The sequence below is a fragment of the Xylanimonas oleitrophica genome, assembly GCF_003244315.1.
GTDB classification, from domain to species: Bacteria; Actinomycetota; Actinomycetes; order Actinomycetales; family Cellulomonadaceae; genus Xylanimonas_A; species Xylanimonas_A oleitrophica.
The window spans coordinates 323,752-339,729 of record NZ_QKWH01000002.1; the positions used below are offsets into that span (position 1 = coordinate 323,752).

Sequence of the window (15,978 nt, forward strand, 5' to 3'; positions counted from 1 at the left end):
GTCAGATCCCGCCCTCGATGATCTCGGCGATCTCCTGCTGCGTGTACCACTGGTCGTTGGAGTCCGACCGGTAGGCGAAGCCCGGCTCGACGGGCACGCCGTCCGCCGGCGGCTCGTAGCCCCACGTCGCCAGGTCCGGCTGGATGATGAAGTACTTGCCGTCGCGGATGACCACCGCGCGGCGGCCCTCCTCCGGGCTGATCATCTCCTCGTGGAGCTTCTCGCCCGGGCGCAGGCCCACGTCCACGAGCTCAGCACCGGGCACGACCGCGTGGGCGAGGTCGGTGACCTTCATGGAGGGGATGCGCGGCACGAGCAGCTCGCCGCCCTGCATCAGCTCGAACGTGTCGATGACCATCTGCACGGCCTGCGGCAGCGTGATGAAGAATCGGGTGCAGCGCAGGTCGGTGATCGGCAGGGGCTTGCCGGCGTCGCCGAGCTTGCGGAAGAACGGGATGACCGAGCCGCGCGACCCCATGACGTTGCCGTAGCGCACCACCGCGAAGCGGGTGTCGTAGTTCGCGGCGTAGTGGTTGCCCGTGATGAAGAGCTTGTCGGCGGTCAGCTTGGTCGCGCCGTACAGGTTGATCGGGCTCGAGGCCTTGTCCGTGGAGAGCGCGACGACCTTCTTGACGCCGGCGTCGATGGAGGCCTCGATGACGTTCTGGCTGCCGAGGACGTTCGTCTTGACGAACTCGAACGGGTTGTACTCGGCCGTGTCGACCTGCTTGAGCGCGGCGGCGTGGACGACGTAGTCCACACCGTGCAGCGCGCGTGCCAGGCGACGCTCGTCACGGATGTCGCCGATGAACCAGCGCAGGCGCGGGTCGTCGTTGAACTGCTGGCGCACCTCGTACTGCTTGAGCTCGTCGCGCGAGAAGATGACGACCCTGCGCGGGTTGTGGTTGTCGAGCACCTCGCGGAGGAAAGCCTTGCCGAAGGAGCCGGTACCACCCGTGACAAGGATGGAAGCACCGTTGAGGAGCGACATTCAGAACTCTTCCGTCGTCTGGTGTGGAGTGCGCGCGGGAGGGTCCCCGCTGCAGCGCGTGCCATTATGGCACGGTGACTGAAGCACAGGTTGTGGCCGTGATCCAGGCCCGCACAGGGTCCTCCCGGCTGCCCGGCAAGGTGCTCCGGCCCCTTGCTGGAAGGCCCGTCCTGGGATGGATGGTGCGGGCCGCGCGCTCGGCCGAGGGGGTCGACCGGGTGGTGGTCGCGACCTCGACGGCACCGGGTGACGACGCGGTCGCGCGGCTCGCCGAAGAGCTCGGCGTCGAGGTGGTGCGGGGGAGCGAGGACGACGTGCTGTCCCGCTTCGTCCTCGCGCAGCAGGAGACGGGCGCGGACGCCGTCGTCCGTCTCACGGCGGACTGCCCGCTCGCCGACCCCGGGCTCGTCACCAAGGTGGTGGCGCTGTGGCGTGCGGAGCAGCAGCTCGACTACGTCGCCACGACGCTCGTGCGCACGCTCCCGCGCGGTCTCGACGTCGAGCTTGCCTCCCGAGCCGCGCTCGCTGCCGCGGACGCGGAGGCGGAGGGGTACCACCGCACGCACGTCACCTCCTACCTCTACGCCGGCCCCCGACGGTTCCGCACCATGGGCCTCGTCGTGGACCCGCCTGCGAACGACCTGCGCGTCACGCTCGACACGGCAGAGGACGCCGAGACCCTCGACGCGGTCGCGGCCGAGCTGGGGGACCGTGCACCGGCCTGGCACGAGGTCGTGGAGCTGCTCCGCTCCCGTCCCGACATCGCAGGTATCAACGCCGAGGTGCGGCAGAAGGCCCTGGCCGACGGATGACCCACGTGGTGATCCGGTGCGACGCGAGCCCCGAGGGCGGCGTCGGGCACCTGGTCCGGGCCGTCTCGGTCGCCGGTGCGGCACGGGACGCCGGGCACTCCGTGGTGCTGGCGGGTTCTGTCGAGTCGGACCTCGGGCGCGCGCTGGCCGCAGCCGCGGACCTCGAGGTGGTGGAGTCACCCGAGGACCTGGGGGTGCTCGCCGCCGAGCAGGGCGCCACCGTGGTCCACGTCGACCACTACGGGATCGGGCCCGACGCCGCCGCACAGGTGCGTGCCGCCGGGGCGCTGCTCTCGTCGATGGAGGACGGGACGTTCGGCCGCCGCACGGCGGACGTCGTCGTCGACTCGACCGTCCGCGCGGAGCACGCCGGCCGGCCGGACGACGGGTCTGGCACCGTGCTGCTCGGCATCCGGTACGCACCGATGCGCGCCGAGGTGCGCGCCGCCCGCGCCCTGCGCGCGGCCGAGTACCGCGGACCGGGCGGGAGCGTCGACGTGCTGGTCGTCATGGGTGGGACCGACGCGACGGGGTCGGCCGCGACGGTGGCCGCCGTCTGCCGGTCCGCCGCAGGCGTCGGCGGCGTGACCGTGGTGGCGCCGCAGCAGCACTGGGACGCGGTGCGCGGTGCGGCCGGCACCGACGTCGAGCTGGTCGCACCGGCGTCCGACTTCCTGGAGCGCGCGGCGCTCTCGGACCTGGTGGTCAGCGCCGCCGGCACCACGTCGTGGGAGCTCGCGTGCATCGGGGTGCCGAGCCTGCTGGTCGCCGTGGTCGAGAACCAGCGGGCCGGGTACGAGGCGGCGCTCTCGGAGGGCATCGCCCGGGGGATCGGCACGCTCCCGGAGGTACGTGCCGACCTTCCGGGCGCGGTGCGGCGAGTCGAGGAAGCGGTCGCAGCGCTCCGAGGCGGGCGCTCCTGGGCCGGTGGCGGGCTCGCGAAGGTGGACGGCCGGGGCGCCGAGCGGATCGTCGGCGCGTGGTCCGAGGCCCTGGCCGACCGCGTCGCGCGGGGTGCCGACGGCGTCGTGGCTCGACGGGCGACCACCGACGACTCCAGGCTGCTGCTGCGCTGGCGCAACGACCCCACCACGAGGGCCGTCTCTCGCAGCACGGAGGCGATCTCCTGGGTGGCTCACCGCGGCTGGTACGAGCGGGTGCTGCAGGACCCGGCCAGGGAGCTGTACGTCGCGGAGCGGGGCGGAGTGCCCGTCGGCACGGTGCGGTTCGACGAGCACGGTCCTTCCGAGTGGGAGGTCTCGATCACACTCGCTCCCGAGGCGCGCGGGCACGGCCTCGCCCGCCAGGTCCTCGCCGCGGGCGAGGCGGCGTTCCGTGCTGGGCACCCTGCTGTCACGCTCGTCGCGGCGATCCTGCCTGACAACGCCGCGTCACAGCGCCTGTTCCAGGGGTCGGGGTACGTGACCGACCCCGCACGCCGGGACGGCGACTTCGAGATCCTGGTCCGGCCGGTCTGACCACCCGCGCCGTCACGGGAGGGGAGACGGCCATGGCCTCCGGCGGCGGGTGCCGCCGGAGGCCATGGCCGGTCTTCTAGACGAGGTCCCAGCTCAGGGGCGTGCCCCGCTGGACGTCCTGGGTGAACGTCCGGCCCTGCACCAGGTCCAGGTATCGCGGTTCGAGGCCACCGGCCGGCCGGATCGAGCGGACGTTCTCCGGTGTCACCGGGTCCCCCGCACGGACGTCCTTGACGACGAACAGCGACCGGCGCAGGCGGCGGCTCTCGGCCTCGCCCTGCGTCGGGCCGATGTGGACCTTGCCGAGCGCGAGCCACGCGCTGTGGGACTCCTCGACGAGCGCCTTGAGCTCCTCCGGCTCGAGCGAGAAGTCGGAGTCGACACCGCCGTCGGCCCGGCGCAGCGTCACGTGCTTCTCCAGGATCGAGGCGCCGAACGCCACGGCGGCGACGCTCACGCCGATGCCCTTGGTGTGGTCGGACAGGCCGCTGACGACGTTCCAGGTGTCGCGGAGCGCTGGGATGGTGCGCAGGTTCGTCTCCTCGGCGGAGGCCGGGTACGACGACGTGCAACCCAGCACGGCGATCTGGTCGTTGCCCTCCGCGCGGATCGTCTTGACCGCGAGGTCGACGTCGGACGCGTCCGCGGCTCCCGTCGAGAGGATCACCGGCTTGCCCGTGCGCGCCACCTTGCGCAGCAGCGGGATATCCGCGATCTCCAGCGAGGCGATCTTGTAGACCTGTGCGCCGAGGTCCTCGAGGAGGTCGACGGCGCTGTCGTCGAACGGGCTGGAGAACGGGATCATGCCGTGCTCGCGGGCCCGCTCGAAGATCGGCGCGTGCCACTCCCAGGGGGTGTGCGCCTCCTGGTAGAGGCTGTAGAGGTTGCGCCCGCCCCACAGACCGTGGCTGTCGGTGATCCGGAAGGCAGGCCCGTCAGCGTCGATCGTGATCGTGTCGGCGGTGTAGGTCTGGAGCTTGATCGCCGGAGCGCCCGTCTCGGCGATCGCGTCGACGATGGCCAGCGCACGGCCGAGGTCGCCGTTGTGGTTCCCCGACATCTCGGCTGCGACGAACGGGCGGTAGTTCTCGCCGACCTTGTGGTCGCCGATCTGGAGGAAGCGGTCCTGAGTCTCGGGCATGACGACGACGATACCGGGAGTGGACCGGGCCGAGCGCGGGGCGTGCGCCTGACTCGGCCGCGGCGTGTGTGGCGCCGGGTCGTGCGCCGCCGAAAGATCCCGCCGTCAGGCGCGGGTGAATGGGCGCTCCTTCGTGATCCACTTCCAGGTCCGGAGCGGATGGAGGGCCGCCCGGTAGACCTTCCGCGGGCTCCAGAAACCACGGCTCGTCACCCGTGTGAGCCACCACCCAGCAACTGACGTCGGTTCCGCGGTCTTGCTCAGCAACCGCCCGAGGCGGATCGCCGAGCGTCCGTCCCGGCCGCCCAGGTTGTAGTACGAGACCGCTGCTGCGGTCTGGGCGAGGCGTTCCTCACGGAAGTCCTCGTCTTCCAGCAGCCTCTGGATCGTCGCGGCGAGGTCAGAAGGTTCGACACACTCCACGCCAGAAGCCTCGTCGAAGGGCGGCGGGTAGGGGACCCGGAGGTGCCCCATGAGATTGATCGAAGGGGTGCCGGCGATCATCGACTCGATCGTGAAGTTGGAGCTGACTCCGACCGTCACGTCCGATGCGATGACGAAGTTCTCCGTGTCGTCGGTCGCATAGGTGTAGGACACGGACGAACCCTGGTGCGCGTCGACGATCTCCTGCAGCCAGATCCCGCCGACATCCTTGTTCCATCGGCGGTCCTTGACGACGGCCTGGAACTTCACGCCGAGACCCGCGAGCTGTTCGCACGCGTTGACGAAGGCCCTTACCCCGGAGACCCAGAGATCGCTGGTCTCCGAGGCTGTCAGCCCCCCGTTCCAGGTCGTCGCGAACGTGACCAGGGGAACACCGGGGTCCAGTCCGTACTTCTCAGCCAGGTTCTCGCGGATCTCGTCCCTCTTCTTGACGAGGTTCGCATATCGGTCCCAGGCGGGGTTGCCGGTCGCCACGATACGCGCCGGCGGCACACCGAGGTCGATGTAGCCCTCCGCGCCCCGCTGACCGAAGACAGCCATGACGTCCGTACGGAAGTGGGCGTTCACCGTAAACGGATCGATCAACGCCGTCCCGTGGGAGACGAGGACGCTTCTCAGGTTCCTCTTCTGTGCCCATATCGCAGCGACGCTCGCGAGTGCGGTCGAGTCCTCTGAAGCGGTGAACAAGATCACTCGGTAGCGCTCGTTGATCGTGTCGAGCGTCTCGAGCAGGCCTTCGACTGCGGGCAGGTCCAGCTCTGCCCGTTCGCGGATGAGGCTCTTCACGGATTCTCTGAGCAGAGGATCAAGGTCCTCGATGACGCCTGCCCGCGACAATGAGCCTTCTGTGATCTCTCGACCTCGAGCACTCATCTCCCGCTGGGGGGCGGTGGTGTTCTCAAAAGAGCTGAAGGGCACCACCGTGATGTCCGGGTACCCATCGAGGATCGTGGAGACGAACTCGTCGGGCATGGCGATGGTCAAGGGCCCGAGTTCCCGTGCCATCGCGCCGAAGGCGCGATGGTGCTTGGGCCACAGGAAGGAGATGACGATCGGGTTCCGGATCAATTTAGGAGCGGCTCTCAGCGCGAAGGAGTTTCAAGAGGTCACGTACCAGGGCGTAGCGCATCCCCACTGTGGGGTCCACCCCGTCGGCGCCTGCGACGTGTTCCGTGGTGGCCCAGTTGCTGGCGATATTCATGGCGAGCGCATCGTCCTGGCGTGCCCTCAGCCATTCGTCGTACGCCTGGAGGTTCGTGTCGGACAGCCACTCGGAGGCGGGTGACCCGTTCAAAGAGAAATGGTTGACAGCCGTGAAGAGCAAGTACTTGGGCGTCGTGCCGCTCGCGAGCTGGTTGATCCGCGCCTTGACCTCGGGTAGCGGCGTGCTCTGGGGCGGCAACGCCTCCAGGATGCTCACGAGCTCTGAGATGCGCGGGTCTCTCGCCCCCCACGATGCTGCTCGGCGCCATGCCCGTGTGCTGGCGTAGGCCGGGCGCGGGCGGGACGGGTTGAGCGGGAGGGCGGGCGGATCGAGCTCATCCAGTGCCTGGCGGGGGTTGTCCGAACGAGAGAGCACGTATATGTGCCCTGAGCTGGTGAGATATCGCGAGAGGTTGTGTCCGCCTGGTTCGCGAAGAAGCTCAATCGCCGACAGGGACTCGTCGCCCTCGGTGTGGATGATCCAGGTCGCGTCAGGCTTGGCGTAGACCTGGGCCTGCTTGAGGGTCTCCGGAAGGCGCTCGCCGAGCGCGGCCACTCTCACGACGTCGTACTGGCCGGCGGAGGGGTAGTAGGTCCGGAAAGTGTCCGAGTCGATCTCGTAGAACCGGAACGAAGGCTCGTCCGGGCTGAGCGGCTCGACCTCGATCGCACGTGGGTCGAAGGCGAAGGAGCGGCACACGGAGGTCTTCCTCCACGCGCGGACATGGGCGATGGTGCCACCGTCACGCACGCCGAACTCTATGTAGGACGCTTCCTGTGTGCGCTTCGGCAGAGCGTTCTGTATGAGTTCGAGGAGGGCGTCGTCGGGCGCGACGAACGGCTCAGGTGTAACCGGCACCCCAAGTGCGTTGAGCGTCTCAGAAGCGTTGTGGCTGATCTTCTCGACGGACGCTCCGACTTTCCGCAGGATCAGCTCCTGCGCCAGGACGTGGCTGCGGACCTCGACGTTCTCCATGGCCGAGAACTGCTGGGCGAAAGCGCCGTGCCACCGCTCGTGACGGACGAACACGTCGATCTGCTTCGGGGGTTCGTCTCTCGGGATCTCCAGCATCATCAGAGTGTGGAACGCGGAGCCTTCGGGCCCCGCGACCCGTGAGGCGCGTGAGAGGGTCTCGAGCTGCTCGCGCAGCGTCAAAGACTCAGGATTGACGACGGTCCACCCGTTCTGCGCGAGCCTGCGCTCGACGGCGGTGTCGTTGAGGGCTCTCGAGCGCTTCTTGCTCATAGATCGAGAGAGCCATACGTTAAATCCTGGCTCTTGCTTCGGGCCGACGAACCTGGCGAGCGCGCGGACCTGCTCAGGATGAAGATAGTCATCCATCCTGTACCCCACGTCAGGGATGTGGAGGTTTCCGATGAGCGTCGGGGTGGAGACGAGGATGACCTCGTTTTCAACGCCCAGGGCATCCAGAATTTCCTTCTGGAAGTCCTTGAGGGGTGCCGCTGTGTCGTCCTCGGGTACTGACCACACGAGAGGTAGGTCCGGGTGCCTCAGCGCGTACCAAAGGCGTGAGAGGCTCTCGAGGATGAAGTGCCCGTACATCGCGTCGACACGACCCATGTAGATCGCCGTCTTGCCCGCGTGGGACGCGTCCACGGGGCGCGTCGCGGCGGATGCGACCACCGGTTCGGGGGGGAATGCGTATCGCATCGCTCGAGGGTGGGTGTTCCCTCCTCGCTCGAGCACGGTGCCAGGGACGAACCGCCCGTCCTGGGCCACCCCTGAGAACACCCAACCCGGGTACCGGTGGTCGGTGAGCTCGGGATACACGGTCGCGTCGCCGATCTCAAGGTGCGAGAGGGGATGCGCGTGTGCTGGGGCGGTTGCCATTGAGTCCAGTTTCAGTCGTCCATCGGCGCCTCGGTGCGTCGTACACGCTCCGGCGCGGCGTCAGTGCCCGAAGATTGTATGCCGAGTCATCGGGACCTCGAACGGGACGAGGTCGTGGGGCGAGGTAGCCAGTCGGAACAGGCCGGACTCGACGTCCTGAAGGGTCTCCTCGTGGCCGGGGACGGGGATGACGTACGTCGGACGGCCGAGCGCAGCGGACTCCCACAGGGAGGTGGAGAAGCAGCCGACGCTGACCTGCGAGCGCTTGATCGTCGTGAGGGTGTCGTCCGGTGCGATCGTGACCTTGTCCGCGAGGCCCGCCGCAGCCAGCAGGGCAGGCATCTGCGGGCGCTGCGCAGGGTGGGGGGCGATGACGACGCGCAGCCCGGGGCGCTCGCGGACGAGCTCGGTGACGAAGGCGAGGATCCGGCGCAGGACGCGCGGCTGGGAGACCACGCACACGTCCCACTCGGTGCTGTCCGGCAGCGCCTCCTCGCCGGTGGACAAGAACTCCTGCTGCTGGCGCGGCACGACGACGTGCTCCTGGTACACGTTGGTCCGCTCGGCCCAGAAGTCCGACCAGGCATAGAACCGGGAGGCTCCGTACCGGGGGAGGTCGCCGAACCAGAAGCTCGGCGCGTACCGGCTCGTGAGCGCGTACTGGATGTCCGACACCCTGGCTCCCGAGCGCTGTGCCGCTGCGCTGATACCGGCCCACCAGTGGCTGGAGGCGATCAAGACCTCCTCGGGCTGCACGCGCTCGAACACCGGGGTCCAGAAGTCCCGCTCGTCGAGGAACTTGATCAGGCGGTTGCGCAGGTGGTCGCCGAGGTCGACCTTGATGCCGAGCGCCTGGGTGAGCGCCTCTTCGAACGGGCGAGCGTCGATCTCGGGGACCCGCTGGTGCGCCCAACGGCGCCGCCAGTCCTGGCGCCACCTGGTGAACTCGTGGAACGGGTACACCATGTTGGTGTCCGTGACCTCGGGATAGCCCTCCGGCTCGGGCTGGACGACGAACATCGTCTCGTCGTCGCGGTAGGCGGCCGTGCGGTAGTCGCTCTGGCCTCGGCGCGTGTAGTCGAACACCACACGTCGTGCTGCAGGCGCCGTCGTGAGGCGCTTGGCACCTTCGTACTCGTCCTTGACCTTGCTGCCGACGGCGGGAGCGGAGCCCCACATCCCGAGCGACTCTGCGAGCTGGATGATCAGCGCCGACCGGCCCAGCTCCCACACATGGACGCCGTCGCGCGTGGTGAGCTCGAAGAGGCCGTGCTGCTGCTCGGCCTCGCAGACGCGCTCGAAGAGCTCGCCGTAGCCAAAGGGCGGCTCGACCTTGCGTTCCGACACCGCGTCCCGCAGCAGGAGGGAGTCGTACTCTCCCCTGATGAAGACGGTCGGGCGGCGGGCGGACCCCGCGTTGCGCACCTCGACCCCACCGGGCTGGTTGATCGGCGTGCCAAAGCTGTCCACACCCGAGCTCACGGGGAAGCGGGGGTGGCGCGGGATCTCGCGCCGCGCGGGCGCTCCCGGCTTCGCGGCGAGCTTCCCGACGGCCGCGGAGACGGAGACGGCGTAGGCCGACGCAAGCCGTCGCGCCGACCCCAGAGCGGCCCGTCCACCGGTGCTGCCGGTCGCCGTCCGGCGCTGGGCCACCACCGGCGCGGCCGGTGCTGCCTGCGCGGCCGAGGCCGTCGGCCGGGGCGGGGCGGGGGCCGAGGGGCGTTCCGCTGACACCTCGGCCGGCGATGTCGTGGCCGGCGGACGCGTCTCCTTCGGGCTCTGCAGGCTGGGATCGACGACGGCCACCGCAGACCGGGAGCGTGTGGTCACCTGCCGCACCTTCCAGGCGACGTCGCCACGGACCTTCTTCGTGAGCGACTGGAGCGCCGGAGCGAGCTCGCGCACCGCCAGCTTCTTGATGCCCCCGGACGTGGCGAAGATCGTGTCCCCGACGGCGGGGGTACCAGCGCCGTAGCTCGCGTCGCGTCGCAGGTACGGCAGCACCTCGAGCTCGTTGTCCTCGGTCGTGCTGGCCAGGTAGTGGCGGTCCGTGGAGCCCGGAGCCGGGACGTACGAGACGACCTCGTTGCCTGAGCCCGAGAACTCGATCCGGGTGGTGCCGCTCTCACGGTGCACCGCCGGCGTCCGGACCTCCTTGCCGTCATCGATCTGGATGTCGTGCAGCGGGACCGGTGAGGACACGGTCACCACGTGCCTCCTGCGCCCGAGCGCGAGCCGGGTCCGGAGGGAGATGGCGTCCAGCGGGACGGGTGCGTGCCCGTCGGCGGCGAAGGCCGCCGCAAGGTCCACTGCGGAACCGGGCCGGCTCCCGAGGAGCTGCCGGTACTGCTCGACGACGGCCGGTGTCGCGAACATCGCGCCAAACCGTTCATGTGCCTGCCGCCCGAACTCCTTGCGCAGCGTCTCGTCGGCCGCGAGCCTCGTCAGTCGCTCCGCCAGCTGTTCCACGTCCCCGACAGGGACGATGAAGCCCGTCTTCCCGTCCTCGATGGCGTCCCGGGGCCCGAACTCGAAGTCGTACGTGACGGTGGGGAGTGAGTTGTACGCGGCTTCCAGGAGGGGGTAGCCGAAGCCCTCCGAGAGAGAGGTCATCAGCACGATGTCCGCGGTCGAGTAGACGTCGGCCTCCGTGCCGAATCCCGCGAAGCGGACGCGCTCACCGAGCTGCAGCTGTTCGACGAGCTCCCGGACTGCGAGGTAGTACGGGTTGCGCGGGTTGATGCTCCCCCAGAACGTCAGGTGCACCGACTCGTCCTCGACCAAGGACAGGGCGCGCACGGCGTCGAGCTGGTTCTTCCGGTGCTGGTAGGACGCGGGCATGGCGACGTTGACGCCCTCGTGCGCGACCCGAGCCACGGCGTCCGGCCTCTCGCCCGCGAAGTTCGGGATGAAGACGACGTCGTCCTCGTCGAACGTGGGGACGAACTGCCCCCGCAGACCGCTGGCGACCGTCTGGACGCGGTCGATGACCTCGCGCGCCTCCATCATGAGGTCCCAGAGGCCGGCGTGGTGCAGGTAGTCGCCGTGGATCTGCAGCACGGTGCGCACCCGCCGCTCGTCGCCCTGGAGCGCATGCTTCAGAGCGGAGGCCTGGAAGGGCGACGTGAGGATGACCGTGTCGTCGGGGGAGAGGATCGCGTTGATCTGGCGCAGCACCGCGAGCTGGTTCGCGGTGAAGGAGAACGGCATCGCACCCATGTGCCCGGCGAGGGCGGGGTGGTAGTTGCGGTGGAGCAACCGCCCCTGGTCGGCAGCGAGCGTCTGGAGAGGCAGCACCGGGACGCCTGCGTCGAGCGGCCACAGCGGCAGCGCTCGCCTCGCCCCGTCCGAGGGGTCGAGGAAGCTCAGGATCGTGACTGGGTAGCCCGCGCGATGGAGAGAGTTGGCGGTCTCTACCATCGACTTGTGGTAGCCGGTCGTGCCGGAGAGCTCGTTCACGCAGAGCAGGATCATCGTCGTGGTCAGTCCTCGGGGCGGTCTACTGGGTGGTGGTGGGTGCGCAGAGGTTCCGTCAATGGAGCCTCACGAAACGGCCGATCAGGGCGCGGCCCCACTTGGCGGGGTACCACAACAGGGGCAGGTCGGACTTGAGGGCGGAGTAGACGGCGATCGCGCGGCTCACGGGCCGGACGAAGCCGCGCGGCGTCGCGGGGCCTCCGACGGCGGGCAGCAGGTCGCGGATCGTCTCGGTGACGCTCTCCGCCGCGTCGTGCAGGTAGTTGGCCGCGAGCCAGTCCGGGTCCGGGACCGGCCCGCCCGCACGCAGGACGGTGCCCAGCTCGCGGAGCGGAACGATGCAGCCGCTGCCCTCGTACACGGCGTTGCCCAGGTCAGGGGTGACGCCGAAGTCAGGGAGGACCACGGTGGGCAGGCCGAGGCTCAGGGACTCGAGGGCTGCCGTCGAGCTCACCGTGACGAGGGCGGTGCCCGGGGAGAGCCAGTCGCTCATCGAGCCCGCCTCGAAGCGCAGCGCGTCGCGGGCGTGGCCGAGCCTGCCGTGCTCCTGGCGCCACAGCGTCTCGAAAGGGAGCGCCTCGTGGTGCGTCTGCTGCTCGCCCGCGCTGGTGCGGACCTTCACCACGACCTCGAACCCGTCGTCGTGGAGGCGAGCGAGCCCACGCAGCAGTGCCACGCGCTCGCTGCGCGTGTGCGGGACGATCGACTGCGGCGCGAAGACGACTCGGCGGACCGGTGCCTGTGGGCGGGTGGTCGGCGGCTCAGCGAGGAACGGCAGGCGCGTCAGCACGATCCGTGGAGCGGAGCCGTACCGCTCGAAGGCGGTCGTGAACAGGTCAGCCTCGCGGGGGCTGTGGACGATATAGGCGTCGCACCACCGGTAGCGCCATCTGACGCCGGTGGTCGCCGCGGGCGACATGGCGACGCCGGGCGGTCCGGACAGGAGCACGGCGCGGCGGTCGCCGGCGGCGCGCAGGACGGTGAGCGCGATCATCTCTGCGACGGGCCCGGTCGCGGCCACGAGCACCGCGTCAGGCTGCTCATCCTTGACGATGCGAGCGAGGCGCTGCCGGCTGACCACGGGGGCGCTGGTCATACGGGTGCCGGCCAGAGCAGCCCGGACCTGGGCCGGGGACGGCTCGAGAGGACCCTTGACGAGGGTGACGTCTCCGTGGACGCCGGTGCCGTCGAGAGCGAGCCGTTCGAGGGTCGTCGCCGCCCACTTGAGGAAGGACTCGGAGTCGGCGACGGCCAGGACGCGGAGGGTCATCGGGCCGCTCCTGCCGGTGCCGGGGCGTCCAGAGGCCGGTGCGCGAGGATCTCCGCGACCACCCGCTCGCACGCGTGGCCGTCCCTCCTGGTGAAGGTCTGTGCGATCCGCGTCGCGTAAGGCTCTGAGGGGCTCCGGCCCGCCTCGACCAGCGCGGCGAGCAGACGCTCCGCCTCGGGGAGTGTCGAGGCGACGGGCCCGAACCCGTCGCGCTCGTAGTCGAAGTAGCCGGGGCGGCCGATGTGCTGGGTCCCGGAGTGGAACTCCTCGGCGTCGAACTGGAAGTAGAGGACGGGGCGGTCGACGAGTGCGGCGTCGAACGCGGTCGACGAGTAGTCGGTGACGACGTGGGCGGCGCGGGCGAGCACGTCCTGGACGTCGACGTCGGAGTAGCTCAGCACGCGGACGTGGGAGGGCAGCCGCAGGGCGGAGAGATGAGGCCCCATGTTGGGGTGCGGCAGCAGCACCATCTCGAGGCCGTGCCGCTCGACGGCGTCCCGCACCGTGGGCGAGTCCAGGAGCCCGCTCCAGTTGCGCACGTAGGGCGAGTCGAGAAAGTCCGGCCGGGCGCTGCGCTCGTTGCCGGTCCCGGCTCCCTGCAGGAGCCACTTGCGCCAGGTCGGCATGACGACGAGGAGCGTGCGTTCCGTGTCGGGGGTCTGCGCCGCCTTCCGGACGAGGGCGTCGTGGCGCGGCTGCCCCGTGAGCACCACCTCCCGGCTCGTCCAGGTGTAGGGCGGTCGCGTCAGCGAGGCGTGCTCGGCGGGGGTGGTGGTGACGACGGTGCGAGGACGCTTGGTGTTGAGCCATCCGGACAGGTCGCTCTGGATCACGCCGTGCTGCAGCCAGGTGAACCACCAGGGCCGCCGGCGCAGCCACAGCATGATCGGGGGGCTGACCACGTAGTGGTCGATCTGGGACGAGACGAGCTCGTGGCACTGCGCGAGCGCGAGCGCGTGCCGGGAGGAGCCGTGGGCGACGAGGCGGAACCCCTCGGCGGCGAGCCGCGTCCAGTCGGGGGAACGGCGGTCCAGCACGAACCAGGCGTTGATCTCGGGGTGCTCCGCCCGCAGGTACCGGTAGAGGTGCTCCGCGTTGTCGTGCGCCTCGGTGTCCCTGTCCATCAGCAGCCAGCAGGCGTGCAGCTCGGGGGCTAGGGCGCGCGCCAGCCGTGTCGCCCAGGTGGTGCGGGGCGTCCGGCCCACCGTCGCCTGGTCGATGCGGACGATCCACTGTTTCGCGCGCTGCGCGTCGAATGAGAGGAATGTCCGGTTAGCGCCTCCGGAGCCCTCGCGACGTCGACGGCGGCTCAGTTGCACGGAAGGGACTCTAATCCCATTTGGGCTCAGGTCAGCGGTCGCGGGGCTGGCGGTCTGCCGCCACCTGACCGCCGTTGTGGCGAGCCTCCGACAGCGCCAGCTGGCGTGCCAGCACGGTGATCTTGCGCTGGAGCTCGTTGGAGCGGCGGTGCGAGCGGGCCACCTGGGCGATGAAGAGGATGACGAGCCCGTACAGCAGGAGGTCGGTGCCGCGACCCACCCCGACGAGCTGGGCCACCCGTGTCAGGGCGTGGGGCCACAGGATCGTCCCCAGCGCGGCGACGAAGAAGAGGCCGATCGCCAGACGGGTGATCGCCTGGTGGCGTGCGTCGGCCGTCGAGCGAGCGAGCATCACCAGGAGCGCGACGACCGCGATCACGAGGAGGATCTGAATCAGCATCGGTGGCTCCGGGCGTCAGTGGATGAGCAGGTCGACGAGGATGTTCACCGAGTTCCACAGGGACTGGCCCTTGCCCCGGGAGTACTCGGTGTAGTGGATGTGGACGGGGTGCTCCGCCCATGGCAGCCGGGTGCGGTGCAGCTGCAGCACGATCTCGGAGGCGTGCGCCATGCGGTCTTGCTCGAGGTGGATCTGGCGGGCTGCGTCCGAACGGATGACGCGGAGGCCGTTGTGGGCGTCGGTGAGGCTCATGCCCGTGCTCTTGTTGGTCACCCAGACGGCGGTCCGCAGCACGACCGACTTCAGCCAGCCGGGACGGGTGCGTCCGTCGAGGAACCGCGAGCCGAAGACGATGGCGAGGCCCTCGCCCTTGGCGCGGTCCACCATGCTGACGGCGTCCTCGATGCGGTGCTGGCCATCGGCGTCGAACGTCACCACGTAGGCGGCGCCCCGTCCCAGGGCGTAGGCGAGACCGGTCTGGAGCGCGGCGCCCTGGCCGAGGTTGATGGGGTGGACCACCACCTCGGCGCCGGCCGACGCCGCAGCCTCCGCGCTCCCGTCGCGCGAGCCGTCGTCGACCACGACGACGTGGGGGAAGTGCGTGCGCACGGTCGCGACGACGTCGGCGACGACGGTCGCCTCGTTGAAGGTGGGGATGACGACCCACGTGTCCTCGTGCGCGGTGGTTGGCATGGCGTGCATCCTCTCAGAACGAGGGCACGCCCAGACAGGGGAGCGCGTGGGGCCCGTCCGGGGGGCGTGGCCGTCAGATGGTGCCCTTGCGCAGCGCGGCTATCGCGTCGGTGACCAGGTGCACCGCCGCGGCGGGCACCGACAGGCCCTCCTCCTCGCGAAGCACCCGCCACACCGCCTGCACGGCGCGCCAGCGCTGCGCCGAGTGCGACCCCGGCTGGGCGGTGCGGTAGAGCGCGAGCGGTTCGTCGATGCCCACGGCCGTGCCCCCGCCGCGGAGGATGCGGAGCCACAGCGCCCAGTCCTCCGCACCCGGGATGTCGGGCATCCGGACCTCGCCCGTCCTGTCGCGGTCGTACATCGCGGTCAGGCAGCCGACGGCGTTCCTGCGCAACAGCTCCGCTCGGGTGAGCGTCGTCGGCACCCGAACCACCCGGCCAGCGGGGCGGAACGCCGCGGCGCCACCGGTGAATCCCGCGTCGATCCGGTGGTAGCCGCTGTAGACGAGGGGGGCGCCGGACTCCTCAGCCAGAGCCAGCTGGCGCGCGAGCTTCTCCGGCAGCCACAGGTCGTCGGCGTCGCAGAAGGCGACGTAGCGGCCCCGGGCCACGTCGAGGGCCGCGTTGCGAGCCCGGGCCGGTCCGTTGCGGCCCTCGAGCCTGATCACCCGCACTCGTGGATCCCGGCCCGCGAGGCGCGCGAGGAGGTTTGGTGTCGTGTCCGTAGAGGAGTCGTCCACCACGACGAGCTCGAGATCGGCGAACGTCTGGTCTAGTACGCTCTGTGCCGAATCGAGCAGGGTCCCGGCGCTGTTGTACGCGGGCATCACCACCGACACCCGGGGTGTAGGTTCCGTCCGACCTGGCACGATGGATCATCGTACCGCCGCGCGCAGACC

12 protein-coding genes are annotated in these 15,978 nt (G+C 69.9%); 2 read left to right on the top strand and 10 right to left on the bottom strand.

All coding sequences use genetic code 11. The features are described 5' to 3' along the window. Position 1: 1 nt before the first annotated feature. The gene (gene pseB / locus DNL40_RS05350; protein WP_111250184.1) at positions 2 to 991 is read right to left on the bottom strand and encodes a UDP-N-acetylglucosamine 4,6-dehydratase (inverting); all 990 of its coding nucleotides are present in this window, start codon (positions 989 to 991) and stop codon (positions 2 to 4) included. Between the two features lie 74 nt (positions 992 to 1,065). Here pseB and DNL40_RS05355 point away from each other — a divergent pair, with 74 nt between their 5' ends. Next, complete coding sequence (locus DNL40_RS05355; RefSeq protein WP_179950948.1) at positions 1,066 to 1,803, top strand: cytidylyltransferase domain-containing protein; 738 nt, start codon at positions 1,066 to 1,068, stop codon at positions 1,801 to 1,803. After that, the gene (locus tag DNL40_RS05360) at positions 1,800 to 3,281 is read left to right on the top strand and encodes a bifunctional UDP-2,4-diacetamido-2,4,6-trideoxy-beta-L-altropyranose hydrolase/GNAT family N-acetyltransferase (RefSeq protein WP_111250185.1); all 1,482 of its coding nucleotides are present in this window, start codon (positions 1,800 to 1,802) and stop codon (positions 3,279 to 3,281) included. The genes DNL40_RS05355 and DNL40_RS05360 overlap by 4 nt, the downstream gene beginning before the upstream one ends. Positions 3,282 to 3,357: 76 nt before the next feature. On the opposite strand, the gene pseI is transcribed toward DNL40_RS05360, so the two are convergent. The 9 genes from pseI to DNL40_RS05405 all read right to left on the bottom strand — a co-directional run bounded on the left by pseI (position 3,358) and on the right by DNL40_RS05405 (position 15,948). Beyond that, positions 3,358 to 4,422, bottom strand: coding sequence for a pseudaminic acid synthase (pseI, locus tag DNL40_RS05365; RefSeq protein ID WP_111250186.1), 1,065 nt, complete (start codon positions 4,420 to 4,422; stop codon positions 3,358 to 3,360). Positions 4,423 to 4,527: 105 nt separating this feature from the next. Beyond that, positions 4,528 to 5,838, bottom strand: a complete 1,311-nt coding sequence (locus DNL40_RS05370) for a glycosyltransferase family protein (protein WP_146252023.1) — start codon at positions 5,836 to 5,838, stop codon at positions 4,528 to 4,530. A gap of 97 nt (positions 5,839 to 5,935) precedes the next feature. Beyond that, positions 5,936 to 7,921, bottom strand: a complete 1,986-nt coding sequence (locus DNL40_RS05375) for a glycosyltransferase family 61 protein (protein ID WP_111250188.1) — start codon at positions 7,919 to 7,921, stop codon at positions 5,936 to 5,938. Between the two features lie 60 nt (positions 7,922 to 7,981). Beyond that, positions 7,982 to 11,380: a glycosyltransferase gene (locus tag DNL40_RS05380; RefSeq protein WP_245885680.1), complete on the bottom strand. Its 3,399-nt coding sequence runs from the start codon at positions 11,378 to 11,380 to the stop codon at positions 7,982 to 7,984. Positions 11,381 to 11,453: 73 nt separating this feature from the next. Next, positions 11,454 to 12,668: a DUF6716 putative glycosyltransferase gene (locus tag DNL40_RS05385; protein WP_111250190.1), complete on the bottom strand. Its 1,215-nt coding sequence runs from the start codon at positions 12,666 to 12,668 to the stop codon at positions 11,454 to 11,456. Continuing rightward, complete coding sequence (locus tag DNL40_RS05390) at positions 12,665 to 13,873, bottom strand: CDP-glycerol glycerophosphotransferase family protein (RefSeq protein WP_111250191.1); 1,209 nt, start codon at positions 13,871 to 13,873, stop codon at positions 12,665 to 12,667. The genes DNL40_RS05385 and DNL40_RS05390 overlap by 4 nt, the downstream gene beginning before the upstream one ends. A 145-nt stretch (positions 13,874 to 14,018) precedes the next feature. Continuing rightward, entirely contained in the window at positions 14,019 to 14,387 is a 369-nt protein-coding gene (locus tag DNL40_RS05395; RefSeq protein WP_111250192.1) for a DUF2304 domain-containing protein, read from the bottom strand. A gap of 15 nt (positions 14,388 to 14,402) precedes the next feature. Beyond that, complete coding sequence (locus DNL40_RS05400) at positions 14,403 to 15,080, bottom strand: glycosyltransferase family 2 protein (RefSeq protein ID WP_425450758.1); 678 nt, start codon at positions 15,078 to 15,080, stop codon at positions 14,403 to 14,405. Between the two features lie 73 nt (positions 15,081 to 15,153). Next, on the bottom strand, positions 15,154 to 15,948 hold the full coding sequence (locus DNL40_RS05405; RefSeq protein WP_245885681.1) for a glycosyltransferase family 2 protein: 795 nt from the start codon (positions 15,946 to 15,948) through the stop codon (positions 15,154 to 15,156). Positions 15,949 to 15,978: the final 30 nt, after the last annotated feature.

Bases quoted from the DNA above. Each gene is read 5' to 3' on its own strand.
- DNL40_RS05395 (WP_111250192.1), bottom strand. From the start codon at position 14,387: ATGCTGATTCAGATCCTCCTCGTGATCGCGGTCGTCGCGCTCCTGGTG.
- pseI (WP_111250186.1), bottom strand. From the start codon at position 4,422: ATGCCCGAGACTCAGGACCGCTTCCTCCAGATCGGCGACCACAAGGTC.
- DNL40_RS05400 (WP_425450758.1), bottom strand. From the start codon at position 15,080: ATGCCAACCACCGCGCACGAGGACACGTGGGTCGTCATCCCCACCTTC.
- DNL40_RS05375 (WP_111250188.1), bottom strand. From the start codon at position 7,921: ATGGCAACCGCCCCAGCACACGCGCATCCCCTCTCGCACCTTGAGATC.
- DNL40_RS05360 (WP_111250185.1), top strand. From the start codon at position 1,800: ATGACCCACGTGGTGATCCGGTGCGACGCGAGCCCCGAGGGCGGCGTC.
- pseB (WP_111250184.1), bottom strand. From the start codon at position 991: ATGTCGCTCCTCAACGGTGCTTCCATCCTTGTCACGGGTGGTACCGGC.
- DNL40_RS05385 (WP_111250190.1), bottom strand. From the start codon at position 12,668: ATGACCCTCCGCGTCCTGGCCGTCGCCGACTCCGAGTCCTTCCTCAAG.
- DNL40_RS05370 (WP_146252023.1), bottom strand. From the start codon at position 5,838: ATGCCCGACGAGTTCGTCTCCACGATCCTCGATGGGTACCCGGACATC.